The sequence below is a fragment of the Natrialba sp. SSL1 genome, from assembly GCF_001861355.1.
In the GTDB taxonomy this organism is placed as follows: Archaea; Halobacteriota; Halobacteria; order Halobacteriales; family Natrialbaceae; genus Natrialba.
Map to the genome: position 1 here is coordinate 1 of NZ_MASN01000020.1, position 19,358 is coordinate 19,358.

The 19,358-nt window shown below is 54.5% G+C and carries 17 protein-coding genes and 2 pseudogenes; 5 read left to right on the forward strand and 14 right to left on the reverse strand.

Translation table 11 applies throughout. The features are described from left to right. Positions 1 to 54: 54 nt before the first annotated feature. The 4 genes and pseudogenes from BBD46_RS06205 to BBD46_RS06220 all read right to left on the reverse strand — a co-directional run. A pseudogene (locus BBD46_RS06205) lies at positions 55 to 258 on the reverse strand (archaellin/type IV pilin N-terminal domain-containing protein); the annotation flags it as partial. Positions 259 to 1,090: 832 nt separating this feature from the next. Then, the gene (locus BBD46_RS06210; RefSeq protein WP_071400879.1) at positions 1,091 to 1,402 is read right to left on the reverse strand and encodes a hypothetical protein; all 312 of its coding nucleotides are present in this window, start codon (positions 1,400 to 1,402) and stop codon (positions 1,091 to 1,093) included. A gap of 90 nt (positions 1,403 to 1,492) precedes the next feature. Continuing rightward, positions 1,493 to 1,768, reverse strand: coding sequence for a PadR family transcriptional regulator (locus tag BBD46_RS06215; protein WP_071400880.1), 276 nt, complete (start codon positions 1,766 to 1,768; stop codon positions 1,493 to 1,495). A 241-nt stretch (positions 1,769 to 2,009) separates the two neighbouring features. Continuing rightward, positions 2,010 to 3,323: an RNA-guided endonuclease InsQ/TnpB family protein gene (locus BBD46_RS06220; protein ID WP_071400881.1), complete on the reverse strand. Its 1,314-nt coding sequence runs from the start codon at positions 3,321 to 3,323 to the stop codon at positions 2,010 to 2,012. Between the two features lie 677 nt (positions 3,324 to 4,000). On the opposite strand from BBD46_RS06220, the gene BBD46_RS06225 reads away from it, so the two are divergent. Beyond that, a complete protein-coding gene (locus BBD46_RS06225; protein ID WP_071400882.1) occupies positions 4,001 to 5,857 on the forward strand; it encodes a PKD domain-containing protein in 1,857 nt (618 codons plus the stop codon). A gap of 196 nt (positions 5,858 to 6,053) precedes the next feature. Next, a pseudogene (locus tag BBD46_RS06230) lies at positions 6,054 to 7,298 on the forward strand (RNA-guided endonuclease InsQ/TnpB family protein). A 176-nt stretch (positions 7,299 to 7,474) separates the two neighbouring features. Here BBD46_RS06230 and BBD46_RS06235 read toward each other — a convergent pair. Then, positions 7,475 to 7,885, reverse strand: a complete 411-nt coding sequence (locus BBD46_RS06235) for a PIN domain-containing protein (RefSeq protein ID WP_071400883.1) — start codon at positions 7,883 to 7,885, stop codon at positions 7,475 to 7,477. Beyond that, positions 7,882 to 8,109 (reverse strand): DUF7557 family protein, encoded by a 228-nt coding sequence (locus BBD46_RS06240; RefSeq protein WP_071400894.1) that lies wholly within the window; start codon positions 8,107 to 8,109, stop codon positions 7,882 to 7,884. Before BBD46_RS06240 ends, BBD46_RS06235 begins: the two co-directional genes overlap by 4 nt. Before the next feature lie 818 nt (positions 8,110 to 8,927). Between BBD46_RS06240 and BBD46_RS23500 the strand changes: the two genes are divergently transcribed. Further along, the gene (locus tag BBD46_RS23500) at positions 8,928 to 9,212 is read left to right on the forward strand and encodes a HalOD1 output domain-containing protein (protein ID WP_171908162.1); all 285 of its coding nucleotides are present in this window, start codon (positions 8,928 to 8,930) and stop codon (positions 9,210 to 9,212) included. On the opposite strand, the gene BBD46_RS06250 is transcribed toward BBD46_RS23500, so the two are convergent. The 3 genes from BBD46_RS06250 to BBD46_RS06260 all read right to left on the reverse strand — a co-directional run bounded on the left by BBD46_RS06250 (position 9,152) and on the right by BBD46_RS06260 (position 11,575). Further along, positions 9,152 to 10,444: an RNA-guided endonuclease InsQ/TnpB family protein gene (locus BBD46_RS06250; protein WP_171908163.1), complete on the reverse strand. Its 1,293-nt coding sequence runs from the start codon at positions 10,442 to 10,444 to the stop codon at positions 9,152 to 9,154. The two genes, BBD46_RS23500 and BBD46_RS06250, sit on opposite strands and share 61 nt — an antisense overlap. 136 nt (positions 10,445 to 10,580) lie before the next feature. Then, positions 10,581 to 11,084, reverse strand: a complete 504-nt coding sequence (locus tag BBD46_RS06255) for a metal-dependent hydrolase (protein ID WP_071400885.1) — start codon at positions 11,082 to 11,084, stop codon at positions 10,581 to 10,583. Beyond that, positions 11,084 to 11,575 carry a hypothetical protein gene (locus tag BBD46_RS06260; protein ID WP_084777693.1) on the reverse strand — a complete coding sequence of 164 codons (492 nt, stop codon included), beginning with the start codon at positions 11,573 to 11,575 and terminating at the stop codon, positions 11,084 to 11,086. Before BBD46_RS06260 ends, BBD46_RS06255 begins: the two co-directional genes overlap by 1 nt. 288 nt (positions 11,576 to 11,863) lie before the next feature. On the opposite strand from BBD46_RS06260, the gene BBD46_RS06265 reads away from it, so the two are divergent. After that, positions 11,864 to 12,232, forward strand: coding sequence for a hypothetical protein (locus BBD46_RS06265; protein WP_071400887.1), 369 nt, complete (start codon positions 11,864 to 11,866; stop codon positions 12,230 to 12,232). Next, positions 12,229 to 12,804, forward strand: a complete 576-nt coding sequence (locus BBD46_RS06270) for a hypothetical protein (protein ID WP_071400888.1) — start codon at positions 12,229 to 12,231, stop codon at positions 12,802 to 12,804. Before BBD46_RS06265 ends, BBD46_RS06270 begins: the two co-directional genes overlap by 4 nt. 111 nt (positions 12,805 to 12,915) lie before the next feature. Here the strand turns inward: BBD46_RS06270 and BBD46_RS06275 are convergent, their stop codons facing one another. The 5 genes from BBD46_RS06275 to BBD46_RS06295 all read right to left on the reverse strand — a co-directional run. Further along, positions 12,916 to 13,350, reverse strand: a complete 435-nt coding sequence (locus BBD46_RS06275) for an NUDIX hydrolase (RefSeq protein WP_071400889.1) — start codon at positions 13,348 to 13,350, stop codon at positions 12,916 to 12,918. A gap of 174 nt (positions 13,351 to 13,524) precedes the next feature. Beyond that, a complete protein-coding gene (locus BBD46_RS06280; protein WP_071400890.1) occupies positions 13,525 to 14,907 on the reverse strand; it encodes a hypothetical protein in 1,383 nt (460 codons plus the stop codon). Positions 14,908 to 15,007: 100 nt separating this feature from the next. Continuing rightward, positions 15,008 to 15,535, reverse strand: a complete 528-nt coding sequence (locus BBD46_RS06285; RefSeq protein WP_071400891.1) for a hypothetical protein — start codon at positions 15,533 to 15,535, stop codon at positions 15,008 to 15,010. A 12-nt stretch (positions 15,536 to 15,547) separates the two neighbouring features. Then, positions 15,548 to 16,129, reverse strand: a complete 582-nt coding sequence (locus tag BBD46_RS06290) for a DUF7437 domain-containing protein (RefSeq protein WP_071400892.1) — start codon at positions 16,127 to 16,129, stop codon at positions 15,548 to 15,550. Positions 16,130 to 18,168: 2,039 nt separating this feature from the next. Beyond that, positions 18,169 to 19,358 (reverse strand): zinc ribbon domain-containing protein (locus BBD46_RS06295; RefSeq protein WP_071400893.1); only part of this gene is annotated, 1,190 nt, incomplete at its 5' end.

The following is a 19,358-nucleotide window of genomic DNA, read 5'->3' on the forward strand; positions in this document are numbered from 1 at the left end:
AACACCGATAAGCCGCCGCAGTCATGCGGTTCTTCGCTTAGCTAAAGACGGATGACCAGAGGTGCTTATTACTTCGAGCCGGTCGCTGACTTGCTGTGTCGATTCTTCACCGGTAGCTTCTGCTTGGGTCTGTAGCATGCCAGCAGTATTGATCAGTACACCTGCGGCAATTGCAGCGACCAGTACCATCGCGATGAACACGATGAGGGTACCGATCCCCACTTGACCACGGTCATTTCCTTCTTTGCTTTCGAACATGTTTTCTCAACACCCGATATTCGGGCTATACACACCTTTTGAGTGGTGGGGGTTAAAGGCAATGGCCGATTTCAGATATGAGAGTATTATTTCTAATAGAGTATTCGAGTAGTCTCGAAGATCGATAACCCTGTAAGGTGGTATTATTTGAGTCTTGTGGCCGTCGCCTAGAAGGCCCACCACTAAATATTTCGGCCGTTTTCGAATGATCATGCTTCTCTTGTCGCGCGCTAGAATGAGTACTCTAGAATTAAACACAAACTTGATAATAACTTCCTACAATCGAATTCCCAACATGCGTGTCAAATACATTTGAGATAAAGGGCCCGAATACTACTGAAGTATTGACGTTAGCTACCGGACAAACCCTAATATGTGCTAATCGGTAGGCTTCGTTACCAATGCCATTGCTAAATATCCACTGGCCAACGTGCCTTCCATGAGTTTGGTAAACCCATAATACGCTCAATTTCTCTGTTCCGTTTCGAGTATTGAGGGGAACAAGATGCCAGTCTTGCTTGAGCATCTTCCTTCGAACCTTTCGAAGAAGTCGACGTGTTCGCCCTGGCGGAGACGAGACGGACACGGGAACACGAACTATTCAGTAGAAATTTGTAGGTCATGACTGACCACAACAAGAATTGATCTTCTCTTGGGGCTGAAGGCCGTAGGTAGTTCACTCAGCGAAGTAGGACTTCACTTCGGCCTCATCACTGACCACAGGATGGTTCGGCCAGGCGTTCAGCTTCTCAACACAGCAGGTGATCTGCCGATTTCTTGCCACCGGTCGTGCGGGCGGGATCCTCTGTCTCATCCTACGGGCGTGGCCGATTCACTGATTGTCCTGGACGTGAGCAACACCGTAATCGATGTGGATTTCTGGCGTACTTGGAGAGTCAGGAGCTGGGACGCCGTTCCAATCGACGACACGGATATTCGCCATCTCTCCGGAGAAGCGAAATCGCAATACACCGGTATCAACCGCACCCTCAGCAGAATGCTCAGTTACGACTGTCGCTTCCTCGAGTGGATCGCCACCGACTAGTTCAATGTCACCGTCGACAGTAATTTCGTAGTTCGATGGGACGCCTCTTCCCACGATCGTAACGCGATTTGGCAAAGGGCCGTCAGCTTCAACGGGCATACCTGGACGTGTCTATTCTGCCGCTATAAGCCTTCTTTTCGATGGAATCGTTGGAATCCGTGACGTAATGATAATCGAAACAGTATCGTATCAGGGGTCGGCGTACTGACTTTCCCATTCACGGCGACGCTCAATTGCGTCGTCTCCGGAGTCGGTGATGGCATAGTAGTTGGTACGCCGATCGAGTTCCCCCTTTTCGACCAGTTCTTTATTGACTAGTGTGTCCAGATTCGGATACAGTCGGCCGTGATTGATTTCGGAACTGTAGTATTTCTCGATTTCGTCCTTGACATCCTGACCTGACGGCTGGTCAGCACCTGCGATGACGTACACGAGGTCGCGTTGGAATCCGGTGAGGTTGTCCATCTCACCTGAGTCTTCAACGATCCTGTATTTGACTTCTTTTCTGGATTCAATTGTATGTTTTGTAGCGACGAAAATACTGACTTGATGAATGAACTTCGCTATGATTGGCAGTGAGGGCCGTCGTGTGACGGGTGATTGCATAGTGTCTCTAGGAATATCAACACTTGAGATTGTGACCTTGACATCCTCCTCCGCGTGAACGCGGAGGAATCCCACGGCACCGCACCGCTGGATTGGGATATTAGGGTTTGCAGTCTACCACTTGCTCCCTCGGTGAGAATCCGTGAGACAAGTCATGAAGGTAGACTCCGGGCTGTGCCAACCAGCCGGTACTCCTATCCTCGCCCAAACTGGCCGAAGACTCGGAGTTACTTTGGTTCAGGTCGAGACGGATGTTCTCCGCCCCGTTCACATCTGCGTTGAACGCCGCATTGCACTCCTTACAGACGTACAAGCCACGTTCAACACGCTGACTATCATCTTCTCTCCCGCAGGCGCAACACGTCTTGCTCGTGTCGCGTTCGGACACTTCCACGACCTCGATGCCCTCGACCTTCGCCTTGTATTCGAGAATCGAGGTGAAGCGGTCGAACGCCCACCCGTGCAGGTCAAGGTTGCCGTGCTTGCCCCAGTTTTTCGACTCACCATCGTCGTCTTCACGGACTCCCTCCAAGTCTCCGACGTTGATGCGGCCAACACCCTTCTCGACACACCGCTGAACGATGTGTTTGGCGAGACTGTGGAAGAAGTGAGTCCGGCGCTCCGACCACTTGTGGTGGAGTCGCGTGGCTTCGTCGCCACCAGAATTGTCGCAGTTGGCGATTTCTTTCGGGAAGTAGTAGCCGTCCTGCTTCAAGCGGTTTCCGGGGTACAGGTTGGCTTCCTCGGTACTGTACGCAACAGCGGCGAAGTTGCTGATACCGAGATCGATACCCGCCGTCTCGGTGCCGGGAGCGTTGGGCGTCTCGATTTCGTCCTTACAGACGAGGTGCAGCTCCCACCGCTCTTTCTGCTGGTCGTAGACGGCCCTGACTTGTTGCAGGTTCTCGACGGTGACGCCGGGGCAAGTTTCGTATTCGACGAGGATGTACTCCCACGCTTTCGGATGTTCCTTGTGATTTGCGCCTTTGGAAAGACGGACACGGTTATTCTTGGTGTCGTGGCGGATACCGTTTTGCTTCCAGGTCACGGTCGAACGTGGGTGTTCTTCGTGGACGCGGCGACCTTCCGAGTCGTAGTAGTTTTCTTTGCGGTAGCCGGGCGGATTATCTCTGTCATCGTCGCTGGAGTACCACGAGTTGAAGGCTTCAGCGAGTTCCTCCAGAACCCGCTGACTGGACTGTGAATGGAGTCCCTTGTACTTTGGATGGGTCTTCAACTCGTTTTTCAACTCCTCGTGGTCAGGGATCTTGCCCGTATCTTCCCACACTTCTCGGGAATGGTAGTTGGCGACGTTCCAGAGTTTGCTAGCGCTCCACCCGTGGCGGTCGAGCGAGTCCTCTACCTGCTGGTGGTTGCGGATTTTCGCTCGATGGGTGCGGTGGACCTCCAGCATTCTGAACGTCTGTATAACCACTTATACCCACACTATAACCACTTATACCCACACTTCTTGTAAAGGTTAGTGTTTGATGGCGGTGGAATATCCAGGCCTGTCGGCGTCGGTAGAACGCCGTACTAAGTGACGGCGCGTATCCACGCTGTGAACGACGTGGTATTGCGCCTGCTCCGCATATAATTTATAACTACGTCAGACGTTATCAGCACTATATCAATGCTGAAAGGAATCGCCAACACCCTAATGGTACGCCAAAAAGCAACAACGATTATTGAATGTCGGCGCTGCGGGCAGACTGTTTCAACGGTTGACTGCTCGTGTCCTACTTGCGAAAGCGAGTCCATGGTCGAATATACGATTGACTAGAGTGGTTGCACTCTCAAACGAAACGTAAAGAGTCAGTGTACGCAACTGCCGTTGGCGTAGGGGCAAACAAGACTCTCGTGATGTCCCTGGCTGGTCCCCTCTCGAGTCTGTATTAGTCAAATTCAACACAATGTGGCGATTTATTCCGGCCGTCAACGCCACTAGTTTCTCAGTGGTGCGGGATATCCTTGATGTAGGACATCAGGAGACTCCCGCTTCAACTTCTTGGCTCTAACGCTCTAAGTCTACGCAGTCATGCGATTCACTATGGCCAGAAATTTTATTAATATTCTCTATTTGATATCTGTATGGTATCTCTTGATAACGATAGTTTTGCGAAAGTTAGCCGGTCGGGGAAGAAACGAGTCGCAACGAGTAGACGGACTGTTTTAAAAACCGCGGGAGCCGGGGTACTCGGTGCAACCGGCCTCAGTGCGACCGGCGGGGCTACGTCGGTCTCGGCGTCCTCCGACTACGACGTCGAAATTAAGGAACGGCCTGATCCGGATGCTGAGTCCATCGAGGTAGAAATCGTCGTTCCGTCGGACGGCGATCCGGTAGACATCCGCGCGTTCCATTGGGATGGTACCGATCTGACAGATGAATCCGTTACTGTCCAACCTGGGGAGACTACCACCGAAACCGTCGAACTGACCGATTCGCTCAAACCCGGCGACTTCCTAGATGTCGGCCTTTTTGAGCAGGGTGTCGTGGACCCCGACAAAGCGCTCAATATGGATTTCACCGAAGTAGACGCCACATACGTCGAGTTCGACGTGTCTCCGTCTGCAGGCGACAACAGCGTCGAATTCTTGGCGACGGTCTCTGAGGATCATTGGGATGAGTACGAAGGGGCCATCGAGGCACGCGTTGTGGACGCGGCAGGTGAGGAAGTGTCTGCCGAGGCAGTTGAGGTTTACCGGGTCGGTGGCGGGACGATCGACCTGACTGACCCCCTTGCCGAGGAAGACGAAATTACGGCGGTTATCCAGGAAGCTGCGGACGAGTACGACGATGAGAAGGAGCTGGTTTCGGAACCGGCCACTGTCGCCGGTAATCTGGAGTTTGAAATCACCGAACGGCCCGATGTCGGATCCGAGTTCGTCGAAGTAGCTGTTGACGTTCCAGCGACTCATGACCACGGGGTGGACGTACGAGCGTTCGGCCTCGACGAATCGGACCTAACAGCAGACGTCTTGACGATCGATCCCGGCGACCACGGCAAGTTCGAGCTCGACCTGACTGACGAACTCGAAATAGGCGATATCCTCCAGATTGGTGTCTTCCAAGAAGGGGATGAAGACCTTGATCAGGCGCTACAGTTCATGCCTACTTCAGTAGATGAAACACACGCCACGTTTACGCCACAACCGTCTGACGGCGACGATATGGCCTTGGTCCATGCTACCGTGTCTAACAAGCACTTAGACGAGCATGACGGGGTAGAGGTATACTTCGTGGACGAGGCGGACGACGAGCTCACTGAGGAACCTATCTTACTCGAAGCGCCGTTCGACGATGCTCTGGTCGAGCTGACAAGGGAGTTAACTGAGGGCGAAGAGATCATACTCGCTGTTCAACCTCGGGCCGGAGAGTACAACCCCGGCGAAACGTTAGTCACCGATAGCGTTACTGTTGCCGACGACGTCGGCCCGACAGCCTCGTTCACCTTCTCGCCGGAGTCCCCGGACGTCGAGACTGAAGTGACGTTCGACGCCAGCGCGTCCGGGCCGCCAGAACAGATCGAGCATTATCAATGGGACTTCACCAACGATGGCAATCCCGACGCTCCTGGACTCAAAGAAAGCTACACGTTCACGGACCCAGGCGACCACGAGGTCACGCTAGTCATCATGGACAAGGAGGGCAATCCACTTGATATGACAAGTGAGACGGTCAACGTTCGGGAAGGGTGTTTCATCGCAACGGCGGCCTGTGGAACGCCTGACCATGAGCAGGTCGAGACGTTACGAGCGTTCCGTGACTCGACCCTGAAAGGAAACGCGATCGGTGAACTGTTCGTCCGACTGTACTATGCGACCAGCCCGCCGGTTGCCGATTGGATCGCCCAGAGTTCACGTCGGCGTTCGATTGTTCGCTCGACGGTCGTTCGACCCGCGGCCCGGGTTGCCTCTGTGCTCGGATTTGACGGGTCGGACGCGTAATTCTCTGACGGCATCGTTTGCGTAACTACTGCCCTGACGACTCATCACTGGTTGTCTCTTCTTCTCATAGCGGTAACAGTGCGGAAACCCACCCGTTCACAGGTGGGAGGAAGCGCGTACGCTCCGTGCGACAACCACCGACTACGACAGGGACGAAACCTCAATATTTATGAATTGTCAAGTCTACATATAATGTATGGAGAAGCGGCGCACTGTTCCCGTCAAACTCGACGTGGACAGTCCTGACGTCGCACTCCTCGAAGATACCGTAGACGAGTTCCTGTGGGCCGCCAACCGCGTCACACGCCACGCTTTCAAGGGCGAATACGTTACCACGAGCAAGACCACGCTCCACGACGAGACCTACGAGGACGTGCGCGACGAGACGGCATTACACAGCAACCACGTCCAAGCGGCGAGAAACAAAGCCGCCGACGCCTGCAAGAGCGTGGTCGAAAAGTGGAAGTAAGGCAAGAAAGCGTCGATGCCGCACTTCACCAGCCCCCACCTCGTCTACGACCACCGTACCGCCACGTTCTACGACGACTGGGTGAGCCTCGCCACCACGGACGGTCGCATCGAAGCTGACTACGTGCTACCTGACGAGGAGCGAGAGACGCCCCACGCAGGATACTTCTTCTCCGACGAGTACGAAACCACGGGGGCGGAACTGCACTACACGAACGGTAACTGGATGCTTCACATCCACTGCAAACGGGACGTGGAGTCGGACACGTCGGAACAGGCAACCACAGAGAACGGAACGGTTCTCGGGGTTGACCTCGGCGTGAACAACCTCGCAGTTACCAGCACTGGCACGTTCTGGACGGGCGACGAGTTCGACCACTGGCGACGAGAATACGAGAAGCGACGTGGTGAATTGCAGGAACACGGCACACGGTGGGCACACGAGAATATCCAGTCTGTCGGTCGTAAAGAAGCGGGCCGATTCAAGCACACGCTCCACCGTATATCGAACGAGTTGGTGGCTGAAGCTCGTGAGAACGAGTGTTCGGTGATCGTGTTCGAGGACTTGAACGATATCCGTGAGCGTACCGGCGCGTCGTGGGGGCACAAGTGGGCGTTCAACCCCCTCTACGAATACGTCGAGTACAAGGCCGCAGAGTACGGCATTGACGTAGAACAGGTCGACCCGGAGAACACGTCGCGGCGCTGCTCACACTGTGGCTTTACCCACCCGGACAACCGCGCCGACGAGGACTTCGAGTGCTTGAAGTGCGGCTACGAGAACCACGCCGACTACAACGCTGCGAAGAACATCGGTCTCCGCTATCTCCGTCGGAACCAAACTGGGGACGACGGAGGCGCACCCGTAGGCGTACGCTTGAACAGCGGGACGCTGAACGCGAACGGAGAGTATGAACCTCCTGCCGATGATTCGGCCAGAGCTGGAGTCCACGCTGAAAGCCTACGGCTTTAGCCGTGGGTTAGCTTACGACTCATGCTTCGTCAAGCGAAATCTGCTCATGGGACTTCCGCCGATTGTGACATTCGAGGTTTTAACTCACACCCAGAGGGAACCAGCGACACACTAGGAGAGGGGCCCTTTCCCCCTTGTGTAGGAGTGTTGCGTGCAGCTGGTTCCAAGAGCACGAGCTAGTACGGATCGTACGCCTCGACGTGAAGGACATCCTGGACATCGTCCGTCCAGAATTGTTTCTCGGCCGTTGCAAATTTCCCGCCGTGCTCAAGAGCAGAGGCAGCGATCAGTGCATCGAGTTGATCGACAGGTGCTCCTCGAGCATGAAGTTTCGCCTGTAAGTCGTGTGCCTCGATTGTCGTCTCTTTCCCCGTCTCGAGGATCTCCATCGAAGATGAGACGCCCTGGATAATCTCATCGGGAGCGGCGTCGATGTGTCCGTAGAGAGAACCCATGAGCGCTTCAAAAAGGACAATAGACGGAACCCCCCATCGATCCTGTTCAAATTCTTCGAGGAATGCTCGTGCCTCGTCAGCACCATTGAGATAGTCGCTCAGGAGATTGTTGTCGAGAACGAGTAGCGTCACTGATCCATCTCCTCGACGTGTTCGTTCATTCGGTCACGCATCTGCTCACGGATCTCTTCTATTTCCTCCCTGGATTCCGCTGGATCTGAAGACGCAACACCGAACCCAGCCCACTTATCCTCCGATGTGAGTCGGATGATGACGTCGTTGTAGCTCTCTCCCTCGCGTTTGTAAAGATCAAGGCGGGACTTTGCCTCCTCCGAGAGTCGGACCGACGTGCTCATGTATGCATAAATGTATGCGCCACCAATAAGCATAGCTGTTTATACCATGATGTGGGCAGTAGGAACAAATGACTGAGACGAATTACGGACCCTCTTCGAAACAGCGGCTGAGGTTGGTTCTATTCATTATGGAAGAGTAAGATAAGACACAAACACTTTTTCACATATATTGACCAACTATACGGTGTAGGCACACAATCCCGAAGTGCGCCTACACGCCGTCAGCAAGACAAGCGCCAACCACTGAGGCGGTTAGCGCAACGCCACCTACTCGTCATCCATTGGGACAATCGCGGTGACCAATCCCCCCATCACCCCGATCCCATTGACGAGTGTTACACCGTCGTTCGGAGGTTTGCTACTCCCCCATACCCTCCGAGACTTTTCAGTAATTCACGCAAACACGGATACGTGAGTGAAGATTGTCAACCGTACTGAGTGTGAACGTACACCAATACCCGACAACCTGAGCGCTGCTGGTTTGTTTTGGAGTGTTGGATACCTCAAGGGCCGGAAGCGACACTTCTGAATTATTCTGGTTCGAGAGCCTTGATGAGTTCCTGTGGACACAAGACGTGCTGGTCACCGAACAGATTCGTGAGAACGCGGCGTGGCACGGGGAGTTAATGGCAACAGGATCCCAATTAATGGCTGAGGGGGCAAACTCATCGGTGAGGAATCAAGCGCTGTAGCGTTCACGGCGTGAGGGGGCTCACGCCGCAAATACAATGTTTTGCCGAGTGGTTCCCCGCCTGAACCGGATAGTAATTACCATTCAATCTAAGAGTCTTTAACTGACCAAGCAGTCAGGGTATAATATGGGAACAACGGAAGTCGGAACGACTAGCCACCCACTCCTAATCGATATTGTAACCCGGGTTGGAGAGCACGAAAATTGTGACATTCTGGACCTCCCACCGGTAGGTAAGACCGTTGATCCAGAGGCACTCGCACAAGTCGCAGACACACCCGCTGTGACGATTGAACTCAACTACTATGGCTACACCCTGACCATTACCGACGGAAAGGTAACAGACTGCCGTCAGCTACCAACGGCTGAAGCCGTTGGCTTGTCGGTGGACTCCCGTTCTGCCGACACGTAGACGTCGGACGCCACGTCAGTAGCGCTCACGGTCATCGTCCCCGACTTCAGGGCGTACTGACAGAACGCCCCTCCAGCGGGGGACTTCTGCCCTCGCTGGAGTTTCAGTGCAAGTTTTCGGGCCACGTTCTTCGCTGCGTTGTAATCCGCGTTCGCCGTATACGAACAGTCTAAGCAGGCGAAGTGTTGCCCGTCGCGATTTTCTTCGAGCGTACACCCACACTTCGAGCATCGCTGGCTGGTATAGGACGGTTCGACTGTTTCGACCACGATGCCAGCCAGTTCCGCCTTGTGTTCGGTCTGTTCTTGCAGCTCCCGGAATGCCCACTGTTGGAACTTCTTGTCGTCGCTGATACGCTCTCGAATCTGCTCCAGGTCCTCAAAGGCGATGTGCGTACAGCCGTGGCGCTTGGCTTCCGCAACGATCTCTTTGGAACACCGATGAAGGTAGTCTTCACTCCAGCGGCCGAACCTGTCACCGATACGTTGAAACGTCAGATGGGCACTCCTTGTTCCGGTCTGTTGGAAGCTGGCACGCCGTTTCTCGAACTCGCGGCGCTGGTGATTGAAGTAGTCAGCATTGCCCACGACTGCGCCTGTTGAGGTCACGGCGATATGGTCATCAACGTTGCAGTCCACGCCAAGCACGTTCGAATGCTCGGCTTTCTCAGGACTGCTCGCGTCAAGTTCCCGTTCCATCACTGCGTGCAGGTAGAACTCGTCGGCTTCGCTGTCGTAGTGGACAGTGCTGGTCGAAAATGAGTAGTCGTCGTTCAGCAGATACTCACCGTGGGGTGTGCCGTCCGGGTCGTCGGGCAGGTCGTACTCATATTCGACTCTGCCGTTGACAGTGGCGAGACTCACTTTGTCTCGGTAGTAGGTCGCTGCCCGCTTGTCGTAGACGATACTGAACGTGTTATAGTGGGGCTTACTGGTGTTCTCACCGTCTGCAAGTCGGTCAACGCAGTTGTCAATGTCGTCGGTGGCGCGTTTGATAGCCTTCTGGACGAGGTTCGCGTGCAGGTAGTCGGTTTTCTCGCGGAGGCCGTCGTAGATGGCGTCTTCAGCTTCACTTTTGCTGGTTACGCAGTCTTGTTCGGGATAGCGCCACGCCCAGTCTGCGGTGCGGTTCGCGCAGTCCTGGAATTTGTCGTTGGTGGCGTGGAGGTCGCTCTTGCGGTCGTCAGGGACGTCAAGACGGACGCGAACCGTTCGAGTTACCTCCCACACCATGTACGTCACAGTAACGTCTACTCTTTATTGATATTTTTGTATAACGTTAGGGAGTCGGCAATGCCGTAGTCGGTGGGTTGCTTCGCGGGGCTTACGCGCTTCCTCCCACGGCTAAAGCCGGTGGGCTTCCGCGCTGTTACCGCTGTGAAGACCGCTGTGGCCACCGGTATCGGAGATACCAGACGCAAACGGCAAGCAGCGTCGCAATGAGAGCAGGCCACCGGTCGCTACTCCGATACAGGTTGGGTGAGGGCAGATGGTACCCCCAGAGCGGCCAGAGGATGTCATACGAGTATCCTGTGGCGTTCACGAGCATCATATCTAAGGCGTGGTGAGATGCAGCACCAACCAGGAAGAGGGAAATCGCCTGGACGCGATACTGTGGGGCGAGGACGAGTGCACAAAGCAGGGCCATGAGGACCGAGCCGCCAAGGACGTGTAGCGGTTGCCACGAGAATGGAACGCCAAGCGTTGTTGTGACCACGGCATCGGGAATGAGGAGCTTGATTTTGACGAAGTCAGGTGAAATCGCACCGAGCACGACGAGTGAAACGTGCGCTGGACGCATCCACTCAAACCACCAGCAAAGGCCGACGCCGATGATGAAGCCGGTGAGTGCGTGGGTGAAAACATCTGCCATTACTCATCACCTTGCGTTGAGTTGGGAGCCTGGTGAGTGCGGGTTCGGCCTGGGAGTGACAACGGGTGCGTTCGTGGGACAAACGCGAGTTGCGTGCGGTCGAATCGCCAGTGGCGGACGAAGTAACCAAGCGCAAAGAGGCCGCCGATGAACGAGATTACGTACATGTAATAGGCTTCCCAGGGTTCCCGGGTCATCGTCCGGTCGGCATCGAGTGTGTCCGTCTCCTCGAGTGTCCCGAACGCCGTGAGGCCATCACCGGACTCGAGTGGGCCGTCCGTGGTCTCGAGGGCGGCGTTTGCGTTCAGGATTGTGACAGAGGTTGCGGCTGGATGGTCCACCTCGAGGACGACCGGGTCAGTGGTGACGATTTCGCCGCCGAGTGTGATCTGCTGGTCGACGTAAGCGTCGGGGTTGGGGGCAACGTCATTTTCATCGGGGTAGTCGTTCAGTTCTGGTGCGTACGATGGCTGTGTGCCGTACCAGACCATCAGTCCAGCGAGGGCTCCGAGAAGCAAGATAATCAAAAGGAGTCTGCCGCGGTGGTTGGAAAGCTCACCAATCATCGTATTCGGTACTCTGAGTGTTGTGGGATATCAATTTTGAAATTGGCCACAAGAGGAGGTGGCAGTTCTGAAAGTGAGCCATCGGCATAGCGGTACACTGAAGCAAACTCCACATTGTGACTCGGCGAGTCCGTTCTCTTTCTTGAGGGAATGTGCAAGGTTCGCACATATTCCGAAACGGTTATCCTCCTGTGTGCAGAACTTGCACATAGAATGAGCGCGAGCGATGACCCACGCCGAGTCCATTTCCAGTCTCCGGAGTACCTCGTCGACCGACTTGACGCAATTGCAGATCTCTTCGACAAAGATCGGACGGATCTCCTCGTCGAGGCCATCCGCGAGTACATCGAAGAGACCGCTGACAGCGAGACGTTCCAAGAGTTGGTCGCAACGAAATACTACGACGACCAACTCGAGTTCGAGACAGTCAAACAACTGGCCGGCGCTGAGACCGCCCAGCGACTCCGCCTCCTCAAAGCCGATCTCGAGGACGAGCCACTTGATCTCGCTACCCCCGACGACGTCGATATCTATGATGGTGACCCGACGACAGTCGACACCGCGGCCAACGACGATCGATGAGCGGTCGTCGACAGCTACGGACGGTCGCGGCCGACACCAGCGCGCTGGTCAGTTTGGCCGTACCCCGCGCCGATGCAACGTACGATACTGAAACCGCCCTCGATCCCCTTCAGTATCTGCTCACCTCGTGTGACGTGTTCGTGCCACCAGAGGTCGTCGCAGAACTCCGCGACATCACGCAATATCAAGATATCCACGGCGCCGCAGCAACGAATGTCCTCGCGGCTCGTAACCACTACGAAGTCGCGGATCCCTACGAGCGTGACAAGACGCCGGACTCGCGGCCGACGTTCGGGCTCGATGATGGCGAAACGGACGGGATCGTCCTCGCGAACACACTCGACGTTGACGGCTTTGTCACCGACGAATTTGGCGGTACGAACTTCGCGCTTATCCACGCGGTTCTCCAAGGGCCACGAATTGTCCCGACACCACGTCTCATCTGTGATTACGCCCGGAATGGCCATATGACTCACGAGGAGGCAAGAACACTACTTAGCGTGATCAGCCCCCACCGGAGCTGGGACAACAGCCCATACGTCGCCCAGCTGGTGGCACTTCTGGAGGAGTAGGTTCATTCGCCCTCGAGGTCACGAGCGTCGAGTTCGCCATCGAGGTACTGTTCTCACGGGAAGGAGGATTCTCTTGCTGAATCAAGATAGAGACCACTTCGGGAGCTCGTCTCAGAGCGCAAACCGAAGTTGCGGGAGCATGGTGGCTGGGAGCGTATCATGTGACGCCCATTGGTAGTTGATGATTCCCTCGGTAGGGTTTGGTTGCGGGGCCGACAGGAGGTGACAGTCAAAAATTCGGTAGGCGGTGAGTGTGTGCATGCCGGATTCGTGGGCATACCAGACGGTCTCGCGGAAGGAATCGATAGTGATTGCACAGTCAAGTTCTTCGCGTAGTTCACGACGGAGTCCCCCGATCAGGGACTCGTCTGGCACCACGCCACCACCGGGGAGCGTCCAAAACGGTGAGCCATCGGCGTGGCGTTCCTGCACGAGCAACACGCGGTCGGCGGTCGTGATCCGCGCTTTCGCACCGAGTCTGACCTGGTGGACGTCAGTCCCCGGCAGCAGTGACATTGTGTTTGTGGTATCGCATCTCCCATCCATACCACTAGATTCAAAACGTTGATGTATAATGATTTCTCAGTGTTGGCGAAAAGTCTACTGTAAGCAACAACCGATCGGCGTCGATGTCAAAAACCTCTGACTCGCAATCTGGTCTGGGAAAGATAGCAGTAGGAAGTAGCTCGGTTTCTTTATTGCAAATCCTATTCTGGTAATTCAGGGCGGGTTTTCCTCATACGTTGCTATTACCAGTAACGAGTACTCTTCACCAGTCAGCCACCCAGCCAACCACTCTTCAGCCCACTCACGTTCAATATAGAAGGCGCCAACCGCACCATCAGATAACGGATCCGCATCAGGATCGCCAACAGCATACGCGAACAGATCGTCCGGTGCCTCCTCTGGATGTTCATCGACAAGCCATGCATAGGCATCAGCGACCGCACCAAGCTCGTAATCCTCGGCATCGATAACGCCCTCCGTTTGATAGTAAAAATACCACGCACGATCACTCGAATCAGAGATATCTAACACCTCCATGCCGTGCGCTTCTTCAATCATCTCAGCCCACTCAGCCAATAGACCGGTCAATTCGTCGGCGGGAGTTTCATCTTCTGGCTCATATTCTTCGAACTCCCATGGATCATCAACAGTACATACGTTATTCTCGTCCATCACCCATGCTTCTATTTGACACGTATGGCACCCGCCATCAACATCGATTGAAGCGATATCACTAGATCCACTGACATCGGTCACGTCAAGAATCACGTCAGCTTGGGTCATCCACCATACGACGCGATCCAGGTCAGTATCAGACGTTGAAACATCGAGTTCAAGAGTTGTAGACTCGTCAGTACCAAGCTCGCTCGTGTCTGGCCGGAAACCATCGACAGTTGGCGGTTCAGGGCCGTTATCAGTGACCGATACGTCCCAGCGAGAGGCTACATTCTCAACATCGGTGGTAACGGCTGCATCCACGGTATACGACCCCTCGGATTCGAAGGAGTATGTGAAGTACTCGCGGCCAACATCGTGGAAATATGTGCTGGACCACGGCCCCATCGGCGTCGTGATGTACTCTCCATCGACATACCAGTGTGTGATTCCCTGATTTTCCATCAATTCGTCATCCACTTCGAAGTGAACCCTTGTCTCCGGCTGAATCGTTAGTTCCTGATCACGATCAGGATACGCGTATTGATTGTCGAACTCGTCCACACCGAGAACATCGACCGTTATTTCTGCTACGTCTGCCTCGGTTTCAAGTCGGACTGGGAATGAGTCATTATCTTGTACCGGATACGTCCGGAACTGCAGAAAATCCACTTCTCGTGCCTCTCCTGCCTCGACGGGGGTCGTTCGCTGACTTACGACTTCCTCATCCTCTCCAACGACGAAGTCGAGTTCAACGCGCTCATCACTGGATCCATTATTCTCGAGTTCGCCGGCCATGTCGAGAAGATCGCCACCTTCCAGCGGAGTGTTCGCCTCGGTGATCTCAACTGAGATGTGAGCAGTTGCCTTCCCTCTACGTGACACTATTGGCAAAGCACTGATCCCGGCCCCTGTCCCTATTAGATACTGCCGTCGGTTCATGCTCCCTACTACGAGAACGGTTAACAACAATCTTACATAGGTCGCGAATTAGTTAATTCTCCACGGCTAATGAATGAATAATCGACGCCCAACTGGCGGATTAGGTAATCTCGTCGATCAGCTCGAATCCATTTCTGAACTGGACGCGATTTTCGAGTCCGTTCGCTGCAAGAGCAGCGACGACCCCCTCACCCGCATCAACGTCAGTGGTCACAAGACAAACGTGGCTGGCACTCTTCTCGAGGAGTTGGACTGCAACCGCTGCAAGCGCGGTATCTGCCTTTTCGATTTGGTCTTCGGTCCGGTTTGACGAACGAGCGATGAACGTCCGAACGTCATCCATCACTCGTGAAACCGTCCCCTTCGTGTAGTCGGGCTCGTCAGCGATCCGGACCCACTCGGCGTCGATCGCGCTGTTGATCGGCGTCTGTCCTGGAGTGCTACGGTCCGGTGCCCCGCCCAGTTCGTCGTAGACACGCTGTGGAATCACGAACGTGAGATCGTTCTGTGCCGCGAATCGTTCGAGTGCCGCGTACTTGTTGTTCTGCTGCCGGCCACAGGCGATAAACAGACCCGAATCCGCTATCCAGGCTACAGACCCCCGAAACGGGTCGAAAGACTGACTCATCGTTTCCGCCCCTCATTCATCTGTAACCGGTTGATCACGAGCGTTCCGGACGTCTTCGAAGTAGGGATCTACCGCCTTCATATCCAACACGACATCTCGCAACGCGTGGAGAACGGAAATAGCAAACGCATGTTGAAGATCGAGTTCCCGAGCAGCGATTCGTTCAGACATCTCTCCCTCAGCGTACGGTATCGCGTATGTGAGAGCAGCTGCGAGCTTCCCGAGCCCGTTCTTTTCGATTAGGAGGTCAAGGTCCTGATCTTGGGGCGAGCGCCCGAACGCTTCAACGAGCGTTGGGGTGACCGTATATTCGTCCCCGTCGAGCTTCGCGGTTAGTGTAACTGGAATCGCCGAATACGTGTGCGTCTTCTGCTCCTCATCTCGGGTCAGAACTCCGAGTTCGACGAGCGTCCCCGTGTCCGAGTACGCGGTAGTCCGTGGCATCTCCAGTTTGTCGACGAGGTCGTCGATAGTGACATCTCTCTCTTGCAGGACAAACGTGTAAAGACGAGCCAGTCGCGGCTCTTCCAGGAGCTGTGCGACCGACATGAGACCGTTGATCGCTCGTTCGGGGTCACCGGCAGCCTTCGACATACAATTCATGATTCGTGTGTTGGGTAATAACGCTTGGGGAGATAGAGGATAGCTAGATTGATTCACTTCAACGTCAAATAACTCACATTCTCATCCACTGGTCTGTAACTGAATCAGCCTTCGTTCACTGAGTCCCCTCTTCAGACATATTTTGACGAGGAACGCCTGCACACTACAGATGCGGATTGATCGATTGTGCTCCTGAACACTACAAGGATATAACCATCGACTATCATGTGATTTTAATAAATTAGCCAATGAGTTACCAGTATGACAAGACTCTGCAAAGAGTGTGAAGAGCATCTTGAGAGTGCCTTAGTGACAAACGATACGTCCGAGAAGGATTATCACATTCGACAGGTATTGCAAATGTGTGGTATTGACGATCTCCCAGAAGAACCACCAGCACAGTAATGCTCGCCCTGTACTGAGCGTTCGACCCTCCACGCTGATCGCTCCTCAGTCTTTGCCCCATTCGGGCCCTGGATTCAGCACGGTTACTGAAACCTATCACCTATTGAGGGTTTCAGCAACGCCTAACAAGCTGTATGATCTTATTTGATCTGAATTACTGATCATTTCAGGAGGTGTGTGCGTGACTAGTTCTGGTGCCCAGCCCAGTACTCGGGTGCTTGTACACGACCTTGTGGGTGATCTTGTGGCCCGTACTACCCTGACCTCGCTCCCGAGGCCTCCAGCTATGTAGAAGTCGATCTCGACATGCATGACACGATATTACCCGAAGCCGTCGACGAACTCCTGGTTGGTACAAGCAAGTTCTGAAACGGACGGGTAGAATATGATTGCCAGCAGCGCAGTGGGTGAACTGTTGGCACTCCATTACTTGTAGCCTGTCCCAGAGACGGCCACAAGCTCAGTCATCTTGGTGATGACGTGCATCCGTCCGAAGACGTCGGAACAGCGAGGAAGCTGTCTCGTCGGGAATTCGTTCTGGCAACGACAATTCTCGATACTTCCTCGCTACTATTATGGTTAGTTCGTGTGATAATTAACTTGTTGGCCAAAGTGAATAATAACCATATGATACAACTTTTGGAACGCTTAGAAACAATAATGAAATTGAATACGAGACAATCAGTGATCTATATATCGAAGTCCTATCGAAGAAGTCCAAGATATTTGAACTCCGTCAAACATATCGTCGGGTACAGGGGGCTACATCCCTCGCTGATCTTCCCCACCTTTCACCGAACGGTGAGCCTGTCCAAAGGCTAGTCCCCTGCAACCCACCAATAGCCATTCGGTGAGTTCATTCTGGCACACCAACTCCCGATCGGCCCTCTAGGGCTGGTTGTCAGGGGTACACAGATCACCACTGCTGATATCCCACCCGACCGATGGCTGATAAATCTTCGATTCGACAATATAAACCGTTGAAGAAATTATTTTAGCTTTACCATCGGGAGATACGGACATTTTCCACCGCTACGAACGGTGATCGTCCCATATATCTATTGATGTATCCATAGAAACATACCTGTGTCCTTCCGATCACTACGCCACCTGTACTTATTGCTCGTCGGGTAGTCACAGAGAAGGTATGCGAACTGTTCTATATCAAGAGATCTGATACTTCCGGTGTACCAGAAGGTCTTCCGTTCGCCTGATCCTATGGTAGATCCGAGTGTCCTCGTTTGATCGGATTCGTGGGGTTCTTCCTCGTTGTTCTCGTGGATATGTCCATCTGTGACCCGACCATTCAGATGGCGGCTACAGGTCGAACAGTTTTGGAACGTGATCGATGACTCATACCACGGATCAGTATCTACCCCATGATATTCTCCCGGAAGTTCACCGCACGGAAGTGAGAGAGTCTGTCCTCTCTCTGTTAAATTCCCTTTGGGGCATTCATCCTCCCGAGCTATTGCATTACCCGAGACAGCAGAGAAACCTGCCAAAGAGCCAACAGCACCCAATATCGTTCGCCGATCCGGTTTCGTATCGGTGTCATCGGTTGTGGTCATATGCTCGCCCCCTGAGCCAGTCACGGACTCGGATTTGTACTGCCGTTCCAATTTTCAGTAGCTTTCAGTAGTACACCGTAAGAAACGGGTACACTGTTGGACGACTGGGCCGCGTCCATCACTCCCATCCGCATTCGACTCGGGCAAGGCGACAGCGGGTGCTATGACAGCCGACCCACCACCAGTGGTCGCCGCTGCCTGTTCGGGTTCGTAGGCAACGATGCCAGATCCGAACGTGAGCCGCGTGCCAGCGTCAGAAGCGAGTTCTGACGAGGATCGCGAAGCAGCGCTTCGCTCACCAGCGGAACGGCAAGCTAGCACGATTTCAGAATCCCCCGTATAGGAGGACGTGAAACCGTGGTCTAGCTCGTCCGATTCGCTGAAGAACACACGAGCAACGTTCAGCGCCCCGATGTAGTCCCGGTCGCCCTCGAACCCACACCGCGCGTTGTCACACCGGAAGTGCCCGCCCCACCAGTGTTCTTGCTGGTGGTCGGGTGACTTGCAGGTGTGGCCGGTTGAGCCACACCGGGGACACGACCGACTTGTTCCCTGTGGATAGACTCGCTCAACAGCGAGGCCGGCACACTCTGCTCGGTATTCGATTTTTTCGATGATGTCCCGCCGCGCCCACGATGACAATTCCCACGACAACGTGCCTTCGTCACTCGGCGGGGAGAGCGACCGCAAGTCCTCGTGGACGATGGCGTCTACATCGTAGGCGAGTGCAAGTGCGAGGACTTGGTTTGCGACGTCGTGTGTTAGTTGCTCGCGCTTGTGCTGGATCTTGCTGTTCACTCGCTCGTACTCACTGTGGATGTGGGCGAACTCGTCAGTATGCGAGCGACCGTCACGGCGCAACGTGGCAAGGCGGTCGTTTAGGCGGGTTCGTTCGCGGTGCAGTCGTCGCATCTTCTCGCGGTCTGTGAACTGGATGAACTGTGGCGTGGATAGTTGCTCGCCATCGTCTGTGGCCACCACGACAGTCATGTCTTTTCGCATCCCGGCGTCGAGTGCCAGCACGCAGTCAACGTCGTCAGTCGTCTCCGCGTGGTCGACTTCGACTGGGAAGGACAGTTCATAGTAGGCATCACCGGTCTTTCGACGAGCGGGCTGAAACTCGGGAGCCGAGAGATTGCCGTGGGCGAGCAGGTCATGAAACGCCTCGTAGCCGTCACGCTCGTACTCCGTCCACGACCAGTCACCTCGTGTCTCCGGCGACAGCGTGTCCGGTGTCTTGAGGC